This window comes from Streptomyces sp. LUP47B (assembly GCF_001746295.1).
Taxonomy (GTDB): Bacteria; Actinomycetota; Actinomycetes; order Streptomycetales; family Streptomycetaceae; genus Streptomyces.
The window spans coordinates 1-17676 of sequence record NZ_MJAH01000031.1; the positions used below are offsets into that span (position 1 = coordinate 1).

Below are 17676 nucleotides of genomic sequence, written 5' to 3' on the forward strand. Positions count from 1 at the left end.
GGACGGGTCCGGGCCGCGGCGCACGGGCCGCCGCCGCGCAGCGGCTCGGCGCCGACCTGGCGCTGGCGGCGGTCGCCGCCCTGGGGTATCTGGAGTTACGGCGGCACCACTCACTGCTCGCCGGCCTGGGCAGCGGCAGCGCGTCCGCCGACCCGGTGCTGGTCCTGGTACCGGCCCTGGTGGCGGGCGCCGGAGCGCTCCTGCTGCTACGACTGCTGCCGCTGACCTCTGTCCTGCTGGACGCGTTCGGCCGTCGCAGCCGGGGACTGGTCCTCGCGCTGGCCGGATGGCAGCTGAGCCGACGAGCCGCCCGCAACGCGGGACCGGTGTCGCTGATGTGTCTGGCCGTGTCGGTGAGCGCCTTCGCCACCACCGCGCTTGCCTGCTTGGGCGGCCTGGCGTCCGAGGAGGCCGCGTTCACCGTCGGTGCCGATGCGCGGATCTCCCCGTCCGCGGCCGACAGCTACCCCTCCTCCGTACTGGCCACCGCTTATCGCGCACTGCCCGCGGTGACCGCCGTGACACCGGTGACACGGTCGACGGTGAACCTGCCCGGCGGCGCTACCGAAGACCTGGTCGGCACCATCGGCGGGCCCGCGCCGCGCACCCCGTCACCGGACGTCTTCGGGATACGGCTCCCCGGACGTCCGACCGCGCTGCTTCTGGACGAACGGCTGAGCAGCGACGGCAGCCGGGCGGCGCCCAGTCTGGGCCTGACCGTGCAGGACGCGTCCGGCCTCGTCAGCACCGTGACGACCCGTCTGCCCGCCGCCGACGGAGCCCGGCACACCGTCGTGGTCCCCCTTGATGTGGCGCTGAGTGGCGGCCATCTGCGGGAGTATCCGCTGACGGTGACCGCCGTCAGCGTCCTGCCGCAGCCGAACGTGCGTCCCGCACGACTGGACCTGGAACTGATCCGGGTGGGCGCGCGCCGTACCGCTGACGCCTGGGGCCCCCGACTGCCCGGTGGGCAGGTCTGGAGCAACGGTACGGACAACGCCTCCGACTCCACGGCGGGGGCGTGCGAAGGAACGTCCACCGGCGCCTACGAACTCGGCACTCCCGGGGTGTGCTCCATCGTTGCCGGCGGCTCCGAAGTGCTCCGGACCACCATCAGTACCGGCATCCGGGCCTCCCAGGCCGTCGATGACGCCTTCGGTGGCGACCTGTCCGACAGTGACTACGACACCCGTCCCCTCAGCCAGGTGCGACTCGTGGCGGGCCCGGCCGCAGGGCAGGCGCCGCTGCCGGTGCGCGCCGACGCCCCGGCGTTGCGCGAGGCGCGCCTGGGCGTGGGCAGCACCGCCACGCTCGATGTGGGTGGCGCCCGGATCACCGCCAAGGTGGTCGGCCGGGTCGACTCGCTGCCCGGACTGGGCCGCGGACAGGGGCACTTGATCGCCGACCAGCGCCAACTCGCCACCGCGATGACGCGGGCCGGCGCCGACCCCGAGGATCCCGCGTTCTGGTGGCTCAGCAGCACCGACAGCGCGCGCACGGCCTCCGCCGCCGAGGCGCAGCCCGCGCTGGGCCGCGTCACCACCACGGCGCGCACCGCCGCTTCCCTGCAGGCCGACCCGTTCCGCAGCGGGCTGCGCCGGGTGCTGGAACTGGTCCGGTATCTGGCCCCCGGCTTCGCGGTCATCGCCTTCACGGTGCACGCCGTGGTCTCCACCCGCCAGCGCCGCAAGGAATTCGCCCTGCTGCGGGCCATCGGCGTCCGTGCCGGAAGCCTGTCCGCGCTGCTGGGCGCCGAGCAACTGGGTCTGGCGCTGTTCGCGGTGGTCCCGGGGGCGCTGATGGGTCTGGCCCTGGCGTCGGCGGTGCTGCCATTGGTCACCGTGGACGACAGCGGGCAAACCCCCTATCCGCCGCTGCCGCTGGTCATCCCCTGGGGCACTGTGGCGCTCACCGTGGTGGCGACGGCTGCTGCCATCAGCGCGGTCGTGCTGGGGCTGGCCCGGCTGCTGTCCCGAGTGGACCTGGTGCGTGTGCTGCGAGCGGGGGAGGACCGTTGAGGCCAGGGGGCGGACAGGACCGGAAAGGGCGGACGGTGACGCGAACCGTGGGCGCGGGCGCGGCAGTGACGCGGCGCCTGATACGCAAGGAGGCCCGCGGCGATCTGCCGCTGCTGGCCTGCCTGGCGGTGGTCGTCCTGGGGCTGACAGCGCTCTGCGCGTGGGTCCCCGCCTTCGCGGGCGGTCAGGAGGACCGGGCACTGCGGCAGCGTGTCGACGCCGCGCAGGCCCAAGTGCCCCTGATCAGTCTGAGCACCACTCCTGAGGTCTTCGAGACCGTGCCGCCCGCCATGGACGCGGCCGGACTGCTCGACGCCGGACGCACCCTCACCGAGCAGCTCAGCGGCCCAGCCGCGCGGCAGGTGACCATCACCGGAGGCAGCTACGACTACGCGCAGGCGTCCCTGATCTCACCGCGCCCGCCGGGGCCGGCGAACACCGGCACCCAACTGCGGGTCAGCTATCTGCCGTCCGCGCGGACCCATCTGCACTACGTCAGCGGCCATGCGCCGGCCGACCACACACCGCCGGGCACCGCGCCTCAGATCGGGCTGTCGCAGGCCACCGCGCAGGCGCTCGGCGTCCGGGCCGGCAGCCGGCTGACCCTCGAGTTCGCGAAGACGCTCGGGGTACAGAACGCACCGCCCCGCGCGCGGCTGCTGGTGAGCGGGGTCTACCGCACCACGGCCGCGACCGACGGCTTCTGGTCGGGCCGCGAAACGCTGGATCAGCCCTTGCGCTACCCGGCCGAGCACTCCGCCGGCACCGTGCTCGCCGTCCGCGGCCTCGTCGGCCTCGACGCGGCCGACCTGCTGGCCGGCGCCGGGGTGGGCGGCCCCCGGGTGACCTGGCAGTTGCGCGCCGACCTGTCCGGAGCGGCGCTCGACCAGGCCAGCGCATTGACCGGCCCGCTGTCCCACTACGGCGCGGACCTCAGCGACGCCCTGTGCCAGGGCGTCGACCCGATCACCAGCGACCTCAGCTGCCATGTCGGCGGCCAGGCCACCGGGGAACTTCTGGTGATCGACTCCCTGACGCCACTGCTCGCCGACTTCACCGCTCAGGACCAACAGGCCAGGGGACTGGCGACGTTCGCCGTCGACGCGCTGGCCGCGGTCGCGCTGGCCACCGTCACTGTCGCGGTACGGCTGCTGCTGCGCCGGAGACAGGCGCACCTGCGGTTGCAGCGCGCGCGGGGCGCGTCCACCGTGCGGCTGGTGCTGCTGCGCTGCGCCGTGGCCTGGCCGGTGGTGCTGATCGCCGCACTGCTCGGCTGGGCGCTCGGAGGGGCCCTCGCTCCCACCGGCACGTCCGGATCACCGCAACCGATGACCGCCGCCCTCGCCGCAGCGGTGGTGGCGCTGACGGTGCCGCTGCTGACCTGGCTCGCGGTCCGTGAGCCGCGCAGACCCGGCCGACTGCGGCGCTCACGCCGGAACATCGCCATCGGCCGGCGCGTGGTCCTGGAGCTGACGGTGCTGGTCACGACGGCGGCGGGCGTGGTCGCGCTGCGCTCGCAGGGCCCCGACGGGATTCTGGGCGCGGTGCCGGTGCTGGTCGCGCTGACCGTCGTACTGATCCTGCTTCGGATCTACCCGCTCGTGCTGCGCCTGGTGGTGCGGGCAACCCGGCGCGGCCGGGGAGCGGTGGGCTTCGTCGGAGCGGCCCGGGCCGCCCACGACGCCCCGGCGACCGGGCTGGCCCTGTTCGTCCTGGTCCTGACCCTGGGGACGGCCGTGTTCGGCGGCCTCGTGCACCGTACGATCGACGACGGCCTGGCCACAGGGGCGGCCTGGACCACCGGCGCCGACGCGAGCGCCACCGTGGCCGGGACCGTTACCTCAGCACCGGACACAGGCACCACCGGAACACGGACCGCCCTCCAGCACGTGTACACCCTCACCATGGCAGGACAGGCCGACGGCGCGGAGATCTCCCCGGTCGCCGTGATCACCGTGAATCCCCGGCAACTGGCCGCCGTCGCCCCGAAGTCGCCGATGGCCGCAACCCTGCTGGCCCGGCTGACCACCCCGACGGGCGCCCGAGCCGACCCGAACACCCCGCTGCCGTCCCTCCTCTCGCCCGGCCTGCGGGCGAGAGAGCGCACCGGAGGATTCACCGCCACCGTCGTGCCCGACGGGCAGCGCCCAAGGGACCTGACCTTCAAGCCGGTCGGCACCCTCACCGCCGCGGAACTGCGAGACCCGCTCCTCGGCCCGGTCACCGCGCAGATCCCCGCCGGAGCACCGATGCTGATCACCACCACCGCAGCCGAACAGCTGATACCCCATCAGCCCTCGGGAAGCACCGTCCTGCTCCTCAAGGGCGACACCCCCGCCACCGCCGAACCCGCCGCACTGCGAGCGGCGGCGGCCAAGGCACTCGGGCCACTGGCCCGGATCCGCGTCCGCTCCGAGACGCTGAGCGCCCTGCGCACGGACGGCCTGACGCGGGGACTCGGCACGATCTACACCACCAGCTCGATCCTGGCCGCCCTGTCGGGCCTGCTCGCGCTCATCCTGGAACTGACCCTCACCTCGAACGAGCGCAGCCGCACCACCTCGTTCTTGCGCACCCTCGGACTCGGCGGCAGGCAAGCCGCAACACTGCACTTCCTGCAACTGCTGCCGCTGGCGGTCGCCTCAGCGGTGGGCGGCACGCTGCTCGGGCTGCTCGAACCGCGGCTCATGGCACGGACCCTGGACCTGCAGCAGTTCACCGCAGGCCCCGCCCAACCGGCGCTGCACACCGACTACTCACTGACCGTCGCCCTCGTCGCCGGCGTGACGGCGCTGATCCTGGCCGCCGCGCTCACCGAGGCCGTCCTCGCCCGCCGGCGCGGACTGCGAGCCGTACTGCGCCTCGCGTGAAGCCTCGACGCGATCAGCGTTCGGGGCCACCGCCGGCCGCGTCCTGCGCGGCGGACCGTGCCCGGCGCGCGGCCTCGTCGGGCCACACACCGACGTGGTCGCTCTCCAGAACCAGCCGCACCCGCTTGCGCAGGTGAAGCCGCTCGGTGAACTCGCCCGGCAGCTGCAGCCGGCCACTGCCGTCCAGTACCGCGTACTCCTCGGCGCTCAGCACCTCGACTCCGTCATCGCCGGTGGCGACGCGGCGCAACACCTCCGTCGAGGTACGGCCGTTGCGGATCCCTACGGTGCGTTGCACCTGCTCGGACACCAGCGCGTCGTGGGTGACCACGACCACGGTGACACCCAGGTCCTCATTGGCCCGGCGCAGCGCCGCGAAGACCTCGTCGCTGGTGGCGGTGTCGAGTTCACCGGTGGGTTCGTCGGCGAACAGCACCCGCGGCTCGTTGGCACTGGCGACGGCAATGGCGACCCGCTGCTGCTCGCCACCGGAGAGCGTGTCGGGGGTGCGGTCCCGGCAGTGCCCGACCGACAGCAGATCGAGCAGTTCCTCCGCCCGGGCCCGGCGCCGGGACCGTTTGATCCCGGTGTACGTCATCGGAAGCATCACGTTCTCCGCCGCCGAGAGATAGGGCAGCAGATTGCGGGAGGTCTGCTGCCAGACGAAGCCCACCGTGCGGCGCCGGTAGCTGAGCCGCTCGCGGCGCTTCATCGCCAGCAGGTCGTGTCCGGCGACCTCGGCGCCACCCGCGCTGGGCACGTCCTGGCCGGAGAGTATGCCCAGCAGAGTGGACTTGCCTGAACCGGAGGCCCCGATCACCGCGATCATCTCGCCCTGGGCCACCGTCAGATCGAGGCCCTGGAGAGCCTGCACTTCGACGCCCTCGGTCTGATAGATCCGCACCAGGTTCTCGCAGACCACCAGCCCGGCCTCGCGTTGCGGGACAGCGGTGGCCACCGCCCGCCGACCCAGCTCGTCCAAGTCCGGCACTGCGGACGGCTGTTCGTGAACTGGCACACGGTCCCCCGAAGAGATGAGGTCTGCGGACAACGCTGTCAGACAGTCGCCAGGATAATGCGGAAGTCTGTACGAAGTCGCGTCGACGTCGTCACACAGCCGGGCCCACCGCCCGTGCGGACCCGCTTCGGTGAACAGCCGCTGTTCATCAGGCTCGGCCATCAGCTCGCCGTCCGCATACCCCTGGCCCGGTGAGAACCGCCCCTCCGCGGCCTGGTCGCCTTCGGGAAGAAGTGGCCTGCCGGCCATCCCGGCGATCTCGTATCCCGGTTGTCACCGGCTGCGGCGCCCCGCAATCGGCTGACCTGCGCCGCAACCACGGGGGGCGGCAACCGCCCTGTCAAACTGCATCCGTCGGATAGCGAGCCGTCGACCTGGCTTTCCTGGAGGGTAGTTCACAGAACCACCCACAGGCGGCAACGGGTAACCATCTGAGCTATGCCTGTGGGGGCCCCGGGCACCCCCGTGTGACCGGTTGTCAGTGCTGTTCGGCAGGGTGTCCATGTGACGAATCGAGACGAGGAACGTGGCGCCCCCATCTGGCCAGGGCTGCCTTCGAGGGCCGGAGAACTGCTCATGGCGACCGAATGGAGCGCTCTGCAGCATGCATATGGGAGCGCCGAGGACACCTCGTCGTACCTGTGTCAACTTCTGAACGAGGATCCCGAGGTGCAGGCCGAGGCACTGGGAAAGCTCGATATGTCCGTACTGCATCAAGGATCCCTGTACAGCTCCACCCCGCCGGCCGCACTGTTCGTCGCAGCGATCCTGACCCACCCCCATACTTTGGCCGAGCACGAGAGCTCCTTGCCCTGGGACGACCGGACCCGACCCCTACGGGCCGCACTACTCGACTGGCTCGGCCAGATTGCCGACTCGGCCTCCTACGGCGAGACCCCCGGCAGCGAGGACGAATACGGGCATGAGTACGACGGCGGGGACGAAGACGAGCTCGAAGCGATCCACGCATGCCGGAGTATCCGACGGGAGCTCTACGACGCGGTCGAACCGTTCCTCGACGATCCGCATCCGGACACCCGAGAGGCAGCCCTCGGAGCGGTCACCCTGCTTCTGAAGGCACCCGACCTCACCGAGCTCGTTCCCCGCGCCGCCCACCGCCTGCGCAGCGTTCTCGCAGCGGACGGCAGCCGCCGAGAACGCTCCTCCGCAGCTCTGGCCATGGGCGCCTGGAGCCAGGACATCACCGGCCTCCTCAACGATCCTGATCCAGCCGTGCGCACCTGCGCCGCTCTGGCCACCGGATGCGCGCACCTGCCACGCGCCACCGCCGTCCTGCTCGAAGCCCTGCAAGACCCGGTCGAGGCAGACCACTGGTTCCCCGACCCACTCCCTCAATTCGACGGCTGGCTCCGCTTCACTCTCCTGAAGACCGTCCTTGACCGTGTCGACGCCTTCGAAGAACTGGTTCCGGCGGCCATGGCCCTGATACCGCTCGCCAGCGACTACACCGTCGACCGCGACTGGGGTCCGCTGCTCGTCAAAGCCTTCCCGACCGGCTACAGCCCCGGCCTGCCACTGTCGGCCGCGCAACGAGAGCTTCTGAATGCCGTCACCGCAAACGGCAAGTGCTGGGGGAACATCGGCAACAAATTCCGCTGGCTCAGGGAAGCCGGCCTGCCAGAGCAGCGCGACGCCATCCGAGCCCTGCTCTGATCACGGGCCGCCGGCCGATCTGGTCCAAGAACCAGACCGCAGTCCCCTCTGTACGGGGCAAAGGTCGTCCTGTCGCACTGAGCCTGTCGGACTTCTCGTTGCGTCGTGGCGCGCGCAGTCCGGCGGTCCGGGCGCCAACAACCTGCGGCCAACCCGCCCGGACTCGCTGACGACTTCACGGCATGGGTCCGTGTCGGCTGAGGTATTCGTGGGCTCTGACCGCAGATTGTCGTGCATCCGTCGGCGGGGGTGGATGCGGAATCTGGCGGTGTGCCGCGGACGGTCAGGGTACGCATGATGAGCAAGGCACTGCGCGACGTGGTCCGAAGCCCTGCGGACGGAGCCGCCGGTCAGCGCCGACGAGGGAGGCATCGGACGGCCTGGTCCAGGAGGCGAGGTGGCAGGATGACGCGGTGTCCGACTCTCTCTGTGAACTGTGGCTGCGCGGCATCGCCTTCAACCCGGTGGCGTCCGCCGACGTACTGATACGTCTCCTGGACGAAGCGGCAGGTGAGGCCGGCTCGCTGATGTGCGAGGGACGCGACCTGCCCGGCGCCGTCATCGACGCGGCCCTCCGCCACCCCGTCGAGCGAATCCGCTGCGCCCTCGCCCGCAACCTGTACGTCGACCCGGCGCGACTCGCTCCCTTGGCATCGGACCCTTCGGGACTCGTCCGTGCGCGTCTCGCCGGCGGCACCCGGCTCCAGCCCCGATGGGTCCGGCCCCTGCCGGACGACATCCTCGTCACCTTTCTGACCGCCCAGGACGGAGGCGAGGACGGCAGGGTCACCGAAAAGGAGATCGCCGGGGAGCTCTGGTCCTCCCGGCAAGTCCCTCTGTCCTTCCCGCGGGACATGGCCGGTCACGACCACCCCGCACTCCGTCTCTACGCCGTCTTCCAGTGGCAGTCGCTCACCGTTGCGCAGCGCCATGCCCTGCTCGACGACCCGGACCCCGCCGTACGGGAAGCAGCCAAGAAGGGCAGCCGGCAGCTGGACCCGGAGGCGGTGGAGGCCGAGCTGCCGCCCATCGGATCACGCTACGCGGTGTCCGTGCTCAGCACCTGTGCCCTGTCACCCGCCGTCGTCGAACGGTGCTTCGCGGCCGACGAGGTAGACCCGCTGGCCCGGAACCGCCATACACCGGCCGACGCCCTCGCCCGGCTCGCCCGCCACCCCGATGCTGAGATCCGCAGGCTGGTCGCCACCCGTCCCGACCTGGGACAGGCGGCGGAGCGGCTGAGGCAGGATCCGGACCAGGACGTGCGGATGCGTGCCCGCCTCCAGCCCTCCATCCGTACCTGGGTCGAATTCCAGGAGGTCCAAAAGGTCGTCGATCACGGGCGCGACTGCACGTGCCCGATCACGCAGCCGGCCTCCGAGCCGTCGCCGGACTGGTACGCCACCTGCGCCGCGTCCGAGGAACCGGTGCTGCGCCGGGTCGCGGCGAGTTGGCCCGGCCTGCCCGCAGAGCTCGTGGGGACGCTGGCGCTGGACGATGACGAGGAGGTACGGATCCGGCTGGCCTGCCACCATCCGCTGGCTCCGCCGCACCTTCTCCGGGACGTCTTCGTGACCCGCCCGGCCCACCGTCCGCACCTGCTGACCCTGCCCGCGTTCCCCCGCACCGGCTGGACCCATCTCATCGCCCACCCGGACCCCGAGGTGCGCGCGCTGGCGGCGGCCGACCCCACCCTGCCCGAACCTCCGCTGGGAGACACCGACGATGCAGTACGCCGGGCAGCCGCCGCCAACCCGACCCTGACACCGGAGACCCTGGAGACCCTCCTCACCGACCTCCGCACCGCAGAGGGCGCCGCGGCCAACCCCTCCCTCCCCGTCCACCGCATGCACGCACTCCTCGACCAATGCCTTACTGGCCCTAACAAAGCCTCTGGACGTGCCGGTGGGTGATCAGGCAGACGGCAAGTCCGAGGAAGGCCTCGTGGATGTCGTCGCGGCGTTCCCAGCGGATGCGCAGGCGGCGGAAACCGTGCAGCCAGGAGATCGTCCGCTCGACGACCCATCGGAAGGTGCCCAGGCCGGTGCCGTGCGGTTGTCCTCGTTCGGCGATCGCAGGCTGGATGCCGCGTTGCCGCAGGAGTCGTCGGTACTTGTCGTGGTCGTAGCCGCGGTCCGCGAAGAGCATGTCGGGCCGCCGACGCGGTCGGCCGACGACTCCGGCCACGGCCGGGATCTTGTCCAGCAGGGGCAGCAGTTGGGTGACGTCGTTGCGGTTTCCGCCGGTCAGCGACACCGCGAGCGGGATGCCCTGGCCGTCGGTGATGAGGTGGTGTTTGCTGCCCGGCCGTGCGCGGTCGACCGGGCTGGGCCCGCTTTTGGGCCCCTGCGTGCGGCCCTAACGTGGGAGGAGTCGATCACCGCCCGCGACCAGTCCAGCTGGTTCTTCGACCGCAGCTTGTTCAGCAGGAGTTGATGCAGCTTCTCCCAGACGCCGGCCTCGTTCCAGGCAGCCAGGCGGCGCCAGCAGGTCATGCCCGAGCCGAAGCCCAGTTCCTGGGGCAGGTACTCCCACTGGATTCCGGTGTGCAGCACGAACAGGATGCCGCACAAGGCCTGCCGGTCGGGCACCCGCGGCCGTCCCTCGACCTGCTTCGGCGGCGGCTCGGGCAGCAACGGCTCGATCAGCGACCACAGTTCATCCGAGACGATCCACGGCCGCGACTGTCTCTTCCCCACGGCCAGACCAACGATCCAGCGGGCCAACAGTCACATGATCAACAGCTTTTGTTAGAGCCAGTTAACGCCGCCGTCGCCGCGCCGACGGCGGCCCGACGCCGAGAGACGACACCCACGTAGCGATCACGCACAGGGCAGCCTCCGTCGGCCATCGACTGACGCCAACGCGCTGGGCGAGTGGTTGCGACTCTCATCAACATTCCGCACACCAGCAAAGGCGACTGCTCCAGCAACTCGTCTACAAACGTTCCTCCTTCTCGCCTACGCAGCCACAGCACGGTGCCCTGGCCGGGCCCGAGAGCCTGAGTCGCGAAAGCCTCGGGCAGGGCTGGACGGAGCGGATGCTGTTCGACACCGTCGCCGCCGTGGTGCCCGGCGCCCGGGCCGTGCGGCGCCACCTGGACGACGTGGGCTGCACCGCCTCGTACGAAGACGTCCAGGGCCACTTCCCCGTGCACCCCGACGCCGATCGCCCCGAAGCGGATCGACGGCACCCTCACCAGCATCCGCGCCGTTCGGCGCCGGGTCGGCCCCGACAACCGGTCCAACCTCCTGGAGAGGAACGACCGCAGGCGCATCCACTGGATCGATCCGGCCCTCCTGGAGGGCCTCAAGCGTGCTTTCGACCTTGCCGACGCCCCGCCCGACCTGCTGCGCCGCTGCCCACGGCGAGGTCCATCGAGATCCAGGCCTCCGTGCCGCTGGAGGGGATCGATCCGATCCGTGTCCCGGGGGGCTACTGCCTGGTGCCGGACGGTCAAGTGGCGGCGAAGCCGTACAAACTGCTGCGGCAGGGGGCGTCGAGGGTGGCGATCGCCAAGTACGCCTGGAGCGCGTGGGAACGCCTCGGACTGCTGCGTACTGACGGAGATCACTTATTCCTGGCGCGGCGGGGTATTCCGTGCGCTCAGGCTTAGCGACGCTGAGGCCAGGGGTAACCGAGTTGCCTGGCGAAAACCCTGGTGAGCCACCGCAGACCTCGGTGGCTTGGCGTGGGTCAGCTGCGACGAGTTGCTCAGCGAGCCGTTCAGTTTGGTCTGCCGGGTCGTCACTGGAGACGGCGAGGATCATCCGGAACTGCAGCCGCGAACGGTCTTCCTTGATAGCGGAGCGGCCCGGATGGAAGAGGAAGACGTTGATCAGGCATCCTCGCCGATCTCTTGAACGCGGCGGCGTGACCGCCGCCCGATGCCCTGGCACGCCAAGGAACGGTGCAGAACCGAAGCGCCGTCGATCTTATGTGGAAGGGGGTCGCACCGTCCGCGACAGCGGCTGATCAGGGCTCTGCCTGATACGCCCGGTGCCGTCTGGGCGTCGCCCTCGAGCGGGCCCGCACGAAAGCGATGCGGCCACTCCCGGCCACGGCGGTACCGCAGGGATCCTGTGCTGTCAGGCCCAACAACCGAACGGAAAGGTCATCAGGAAGGGGCAGAGGCTAGGGCACCTTGTATCCGGCGGCGCGGAACAGTTCGTACCATTCGGATCGGGTGAGCGGGAGGTCGGAACCGAGCGCGGCGGCCGTGACGCGTTCTGGCGTGGTCGTGCCGAGCACGACCTGCATCTGCGCGGGATGGCGCGTGATCCAGGCGACCGCGATCGCCTCGGCCGGCACGCCGTACTTGTCGCTCAGCCGGTCGATCACCGCGTTCAACTCGGGGAAGCGATCGGAACCGAGGAACGGGCCGTCGAAGAATCCGGCCTGGAAAGGCGACCACGCCTGGATCGTGATGTCGTGCAGGCGGCAGTAGTCGACGATTCCGTCATCACGTACGACCGACTGATCGAGGTCCTGCATATTCGCGGCAACGCCCTGCGCGATCATCGGCGCGTGAGTGATCGACACTTGCAGCTGGTTCGCCACGATGGGTTGCGTGACGTGCTTGCGCAGCAGGTCGAGCTGTCGGGGGGTCTGGTTGGAGACGCCGAAAGCACGCACTTTGCCTGCCGCCGACAGCTCGTCGAAGGCGCGGGCCACCTCTTCCGGCTCGACGAGAGCGTCGGGACGGTGCAGCAGCAGGATGTCGAGATAGTCCGTGCCCAATGCCTGAAGTGAACCGTTCACGGACTCGATGATGTGGTGGTGAGAGAAGTCGAAGTACGGCCCGTCCTTGACGATGCCTGCCTTCGACTGAATGACGAACTGCTCACGCTCCGACGAGCTGAGCTTCATGGCTTCAGCGAAACGACGCTCACAACCGTGGTCGTCCGAGCCGTAGACATCGGCGTGATCGAGGAACGTGATGCCGGCGTCGCGCGCAGTGTTCACCAGCCTGCGCACCGCCTCGTCGGTCATGTTCTCGATGCGCATCAGGCCAAGGACGACGTTGGGGACCACGATGTCGGTGCCGGGCAGAATGAAGGTCTTCATGTGCTTCTTTCGCTGTGACTTGACGTTTCAGACGGAGGAAAGTGCGAACTGGTCAGCCGTGGGCTCGAGACCGGGCCCGGCTGCGGAGTCGCGGTGCTTGCGGAGCGCGAGGCGGCGAGGTCCTTCACGTTGGTCGATACCGCCAGGGCAGGAAGCAAAGGCCGCCCCGGCTGGGGTGGAAGGCGGGCGAGAACTGGTCCTGCACCGACACGAGCCGTTCGCCGGGCACCTCGCGGGCTCGTGGGCTACGTCGGTCTGCGAGACGCCGGCGTTCGAGATGCCGGCCATCACGACGACACCCTCGTCGAGCAACTCCCACGTTGCACCCACCGTGAGGGCGGGCTCGGACGATGGAACCGGTAGGGACTGATCGCGTCGACGGGACTGATCGCGTCGACGGCGCCGATCGGGGAGACGGTCCGGTCGTCGAGAGTGCGATGCTGCATGAGTTTCCTCCTCCCGGACGCCTTGGCGAGTGCGCGGTGCAGTGCGACGTCGCGTGCTCACTCTAGAAATCACCGATCTGGAAATCCAACAGCTGTTGGTTCTGATATTGAGAACTGTGGGATGTGAATGGATCTGCGCCAGACGGCGTGGGTGCCTGCGATCGCTGAGTGCGCGACCGCCTTGACTTCCGCTCGCCCTCCTATGGGGAGGTGATGCCTACCACGGTCGGCTGACTGCCAGCAGACCTGGCAGGTCGGCTCGAGCCGTCCGATGCGATGGAAGCTGCGGCCGAACTTCGCGGCCTTTTACTCCAGCATCGTCACGGACGCGGACCATCCCGCGTCGTGGATGAACTTGGGCAGCCGCGTACGGGCGAGCCCCTTCATCGCCAGGTCCTCAACGGCAATCGCTTGGTGATCGCGAATGATCCTCGTTGAGCGCTGGTGGTGGAACTCGCGCCGTGCGTCGGCCACCCACGCGTAAGCGCGGGGCGGCCTTGATGCGAGCCTTGTCCCTGTTCTTCGATCCCTTGACCCTGCGGAACAGGCGGCGCTGTTCCCTCTTGAGTTTCTTCTCGGCCCGGCGCAAGAAGCGCGGGGCGTCGATCTTCGTGCCGTCGGACAGAACCGCGAAGTGTCCCAGGCCCAGATCTCTGGGCCGGGTCCGGTGCAGCGAGGTGAACGCCCCGTACGGCCCCTCGACAAAGGCGCGGCTGCTGACCTGGACGTTTCGCAGGCCGGCGCTGGTGCTGCCCGCCGCCTTCGCCGTGAGGCGCAGCCCTATTCCGCCTGGCGCCGCCGATAGGGGTTGGCCAGCCGCCAGTGGTTGTGCCCGGGGAACCGCCGAAGCAGAACTGACCCGCCCTGGCCGGCAGCTTGTCGAGGTGTCGGCCGGTGACGTACACGGAGACCACGTTGTCCGACTCCGTGCACCACGGCCGCGACGCGGAACCGGTGGTAGGCGTTGCGCCACAGCGGCATGACGACTCGGCCCTCCGTGTGGGCCGCATACGGACCAGCCACCGGCGAGCCGTCGGCTATCTGGCGCCCGCCCTTCCGAATCGATCCGCGCGCCGCCGAAGGAGAAGGTCAGGCGGCGAGCACGCGTGTGTGGAGCTCTGTGACGATCTTGCGTGCCGAGGAGATCGCCCCGTGCTGCCAGGCGTCGAGATAGCTCAGGTAGTCGCCGGCGAAGTACACATTGCCCTGCGCCATGTTGAGTGGCGCGTACGCCGGCGCGTCGGGGCCTCCGGGCATCGAGTGCCAGGCGCCCTCGAGGTACGGGGCGAGCTTCCACTGATGGGAGAAGGAAGTCGCCAGCTCGGTACGGTACTTGTCGCCGTGGATCATGACGCCCTGCGCGACGGCACGCTCCAGCCGTTGAGTCGGGGTGAGCGCCGAATACACGTCCGAGTGAGCACCGGTGTTGTAGTAGCCGATGATCAGGCCACGGTCGCCGAGGTGGCCATAGGACGGGTACCAGATGTGGTCCAGGTCCATGTCGGTCTCGGTAATGCCGCCGAAGATTCTGAGGTCCTTCTCCCACCACCGGGTCTTGTACTCGAGGCCGATCTTGGAGGCGTTGGCGGGCTTCACGGCGAGAAGCGCGGTCTGCACCGTGGTGCCGAGGTTGTGCGGGGTCTTGGCGAGGACATGCGGTGCCAGGGTGGCGATGCAGTAGTCGGCCTTGACCACACGGGTTCGGCCGCCTTGGGTGTAGGTGACCACCACGCCGTCCGTAGTGTTCTTGATATCGGTCACGGCCGCGCCGGTGCGGATCTTCTCGTGTCCGACGGCTCGCGCGAAAGCCTTGGGTATCTGGTCCATCCCGCCGACCGGCTGGAACATCAGCATCGCCTGGTCGTAACCGAATTCGAACGAGAAGGTGCGGCCCACGTTGGAGGCAAAGACGTCCGACAGTGACGGAACGCTGCCGAGTTCCTCACCGGGCGTGCCGGAGGCGCCGGGGTCGACGGTGAACCCGCGGTGTTCGGTGCCGGTGTACGTGTAGTCGGCGCCGAGCGAGCCGTAGCTCTTGAGGAAGGTGAGCAGCCGCTCCTTGTCGTCGGCCGTCAACTCGCCGTCGAGAGCGCCTGCGTTGGTTGCCTTGGAGAGCAGCTCGGAGACATAGCCGTATACGTCGGCTTTCGCGGTCCGGTATTGGACCGGTTTCGTCATGCCCCGGCCGGGGTTGTAGATGAGCGCACTGGCATTGGTGTTGGTGAAGACCTCGATCGGTACGCCGAGTTCGCGGCAGTAGTCGAGGGTGACCATCCATTGGGCGAGGCGGGCCGGGCCTGCATTCATGTACTGGCCGTCGCTGAAGTGGGCTGTCTGGCTGATGCCGTTGATGTCCGTGAGGCTGTCGCCGCCGCGGATGGTGAGGTTTCGGCCACCGACGCGGTCCCGGGCCTCGAGGATCGTACAGTCGTAGCCGGCCTTCCCCAGCTCGTAAGCCGAGGTGAGGCCCGCGATGCCCCCTCCGATGACGACCACTCTGGCGGGCTTGCCGCCGCGTCCCTGAAGGGTGAAGTCGCTGCGGCGTGGTGCCTGGAAGGACGCCTCCTTCTCTGCCGCGTAGGCGGCCGTGGGCGCGAGGCCGAGCGCCCCCATGGTGGCGAACATGGCTCCGGCGCCACCGGCAACTCCTACGCGGCGAAGGAACGCTCGGCGACTCGTTCCCGGCCCGACCTGAGGCTGTGCCATGACTGGGCTCCCATTCGATCTGGAATGAAGACCGGGGAAGCCTCCCAATGATCGATTACGGCCCGTGGATTGTTGATGTGACCCACACGTTTCTGCAAGCTCGTATCTCGAAAGGACAGGGTGGCGTGTTCGTGGCATCGGGTGGGTGTCAGCAGGATGGGATGCTGGGTGCCCGGTCGTGGGGACAGTTGCGGCCCGGTCGGTCACGACCGCGGGAGTGGTGTATTGACGGCACCCGGTGATCTCGTTTTGAGGCAATGCGGTGAGTTCGGTGGGCAGGGCGGTGTCGTCGGTTTCTGATTCGATCGGGTGGAGGCGGGCCTTGGCCGGCCGGTCGAGTTCCATGTAGCGGCGTGCTTCAGTCCATTCGTCGTTCCGCTCAGCCCGACCGCGCCGACGAGCCGGATCACGGCGGTGCGGTTGGGAAGGATCGCGACCACGTCGGTGCGACGGCGGATCTCCTTGTTCAGCCGCTCCTGCGTTTGTTGGACCAGATAGCCCGCGGGAACGCGGTGAAGGCCGGCAGGTCGTGCTGTGCGGTGTCCAAGTGGGTTGCGGCTTGGGGAATTTGGTCTCCAGCGCGTCCAGGAGGTGCCGTATCTGGGCTTGGTCGGCGTCGGTGTCGGGCTGTTCGAAGCCGGTGCGTAGCAGGGTGGCCACCCATGGCTGGGCCGATTTCGGAACCTGGCTCAGCAAATGTCGGGTCGTGCGTGCGGCATCGCTGCTACGAAGCACCCGGTAGGACCGCGCCGATGGCATCAACGAGGCCGTCGTGCGCGTGGGAGATCACCACGCGGACTCCGGACAGGCCGTGGGCGGGGGAGCGCGGGAAGGTGCCGACCGCGATGAGCGCATGGACGTTGACGATGCCGCCGCCCTCGCGGACCAGAGAGCAGGACCTGGCGGTATACGGGGAAAATCCAGGGGATGGAACGGCGGCGCGCTGCTACGGTCGGGCGCCATGAGCTGGCTTCCCGATGACTTCGTCCACCCCGTCCTGGTACCGCTGCCGGGCGGTGCTCATCACCTGCGGCCGATCCGGGAGGCGGACACCCCGCTCGACTATCCGGCTGTGATGGGTTCGCGCGAGCGGCTGTGGACCATCTTCGGCCCGGCCTGGGGCTGGCCCGCGGCCACCATGACCTACGAGGCCGACCAGGCCGACCTGTTGCGGCACGAGAAGGAGATCGCCGCCCACCAGTCCTTCAACTACGCGCTGTTCGACGCGGCGGAGACAGCTCTGCTCGGCTGCGTTTACATCGACCCACCGGAGAAGGCCGGCGCGGACGGCGAGATCTCCTGGTGGGTGGTGGACGAGCTGGTGGGCAGCAAGGTCGAGCAGGCCCTCGACGCGCTGGTGCCGCAGTGGATCGCCGCCGACTGGCCGTTCGAGCGGCCGCGCTTCATCGGCCGCGAGATCTCCTGGTCGGACTGGCTCGCCCTGCCGGAGCGTCCCGAGGGGTAAGCCGCAGGAACGACGACCTGACAGCCGCTACTCCCACGGGTTGTGCCGCGCCTATCCGTGACGAGCGGAACACGTCAATCACACCCGGAAAGACAACAGCTTTGAAGGGTTCCAGACCGCCGGCCCGATTGCATCTGGGGGCGGGGCATGCACCGGCTGCCGCGCTGCGAGACGACTGAGTGCGGCACGGCCTTCGCCGACACCTCGCGCACCGGACGACAGCGCTACTGCTCCCTGCGCTGCGCCAACCGCGACGCCGTCCGCAGACACCGGGCGCGAGCCACGCTCACCTGACCAGTTGACGGCACGAACTCATGGTCGCCTTCGCTCGTCTTGCAGCTCTGCCCCGGCCCGCCACCTAGCCAGAAACGCGGTCTCTGCCCACCCACGACTGAGGAACTCTGGAGAACCC

At 69.4% G+C, this 17676-nt stretch carries 9 protein-coding genes and 4 pseudogenes; 6 read left to right on the top strand and 7 right to left on the bottom strand.

Annotation, left to right across the window (positions count from 1 at the left end; translation table 11 throughout):
* Together BFN33_RS46925 and BFN33_RS46930 are read left to right on the top strand one after the other, a co-directional pair.
* A partial coding sequence (locus BFN33_RS46925; protein ID WP_141758081.1) for an FtsX-like permease family protein occupies positions 1-2018 on the top strand: 2018 nt, incomplete at its 5' end.
* Positions 2019-2053: 35 nt separating this feature from the next.
* Entirely contained in the window at positions 2054-4888 is a 2835-nt protein-coding gene (locus BFN33_RS46930; protein ID WP_256123066.1) for a hypothetical protein, read from the top strand.
* A 13-nt stretch (positions 4889-4901) separates the two neighbouring features.
* On the opposite strand, the gene BFN33_RS46935 is transcribed toward BFN33_RS46930, so the two are convergent.
* Positions 4902-5870, bottom strand: coding sequence for an ABC transporter ATP-binding protein (locus BFN33_RS46935; protein WP_069766390.1), 969 nt, complete (start codon positions 5868-5870; stop codon positions 4902-4904).
* 612 nt (positions 5871-6482) lie between these two features.
* Between BFN33_RS46935 and BFN33_RS46940 the strand changes: the two genes are divergently transcribed.
* Together BFN33_RS46940 and BFN33_RS46945 are read left to right on the top strand one after the other, a co-directional pair.
* A complete protein-coding gene (locus BFN33_RS46940) occupies positions 6483-7580 on the top strand; it encodes a HEAT repeat domain-containing protein (RefSeq protein ID WP_069766350.1) in 1098 nt (365 codons plus the stop codon).
* 413 nt (positions 7581-7993) lie between these two features.
* A complete protein-coding gene (locus tag BFN33_RS46945; RefSeq protein ID WP_069766351.1) occupies positions 7994-9493 on the top strand; it encodes a hypothetical protein in 1500 nt (499 codons plus the stop codon).
* Here BFN33_RS46945 and BFN33_RS51035 read toward each other — a convergent pair.
* The 6 genes and pseudogenes from BFN33_RS51035 to BFN33_RS55080 all read right to left on the bottom strand — a co-directional run.
* Positions 9462-10279 (bottom strand): annotated as a pseudogene (locus BFN33_RS51035) (IS5 family transposase). The gene BFN33_RS46945 and the pseudogene BFN33_RS51035 sit on opposite strands and share 32 nt — an antisense overlap.
* A gap of 1435 nt (positions 10280-11714) precedes the next feature.
* Entirely contained in the window at positions 11715-12647 is a 933-nt protein-coding gene (locus tag BFN33_RS46960; protein ID WP_069766353.1) for an aldo/keto reductase family oxidoreductase, read from the bottom strand.
* A 287-nt stretch (positions 12648-12934) separates the two neighbouring features.
* Positions 12935-13093, bottom strand: coding sequence for a hypothetical protein (locus tag BFN33_RS55070; protein WP_256123067.1), 159 nt, complete (start codon positions 13091-13093; stop codon positions 12935-12937).
* 397 nt (positions 13094-13490) lie between these two features.
* Positions 13491-14086, bottom strand: a pseudogene (locus BFN33_RS55760) (transposase); the annotation flags it as partial.
* Positions 14087-14182: 96 nt separating this feature from the next.
* Positions 14183-15799, bottom strand: coding sequence for a flavin monoamine oxidase family protein (locus BFN33_RS46970; RefSeq protein ID WP_069766354.1), 1617 nt, complete (start codon positions 15797-15799; stop codon positions 14183-14185).
* A gap of 276 nt (positions 15800-16075) precedes the next feature.
* Positions 16076-16712: pseudogene (locus BFN33_RS55080) on the bottom strand (transposase); the annotation flags it as partial.
* Positions 16713-16760: 48 nt separating this feature from the next.
* Between BFN33_RS55080 and BFN33_RS46975 the strand changes: the two are divergent.
* Together BFN33_RS46975 and BFN33_RS51065 are read left to right on the top strand one after the other, a co-directional pair.
* Entirely contained in the window at positions 16761-17264 is a 504-nt protein-coding gene (locus BFN33_RS46975; protein ID WP_069766355.1) for a GNAT family N-acetyltransferase, read from the top strand.
* Positions 17265-17402: 138 nt separating this feature from the next.
* A pseudogene (locus BFN33_RS51065) lies at positions 17403-17558 on the top strand (CGNR zinc finger domain-containing protein); the annotation flags it as partial.
* Positions 17559-17676: the final 118 nt, after the last annotated feature.

Coding starts and splice junctions, on each gene's coding strand:
- BFN33_RS46975 (WP_069766355.1), top strand. CDS start 16,761: ATGAGCTGGCTTCCCGATGACTTCGTCCACCCCGTCCTGGTACCGCTG.
- BFN33_RS46970 (WP_069766354.1), bottom strand. CDS start 15,799: ATGGCACAGCCTCAGGTCGGGCCGGGAACGAGTCGCCGAGCGTTCCTT.
- BFN33_RS46960 (WP_069766353.1), bottom strand. CDS start 12,647: ATGAAGACCTTCATTCTGCCCGGCACCGACATCGTGGTCCCCAACGTC.
- BFN33_RS55070 (WP_256123067.1), bottom strand. CDS start 13,093: ATGCAGCATCGCACTCTCGACGACCGGACCGTCTCCCCGATCGGCGCC.
- BFN33_RS46940 (WP_069766350.1), top strand. CDS start 6,483: ATGGCGACCGAATGGAGCGCTCTGCAGCATGCATATGGGAGCGCCGAG.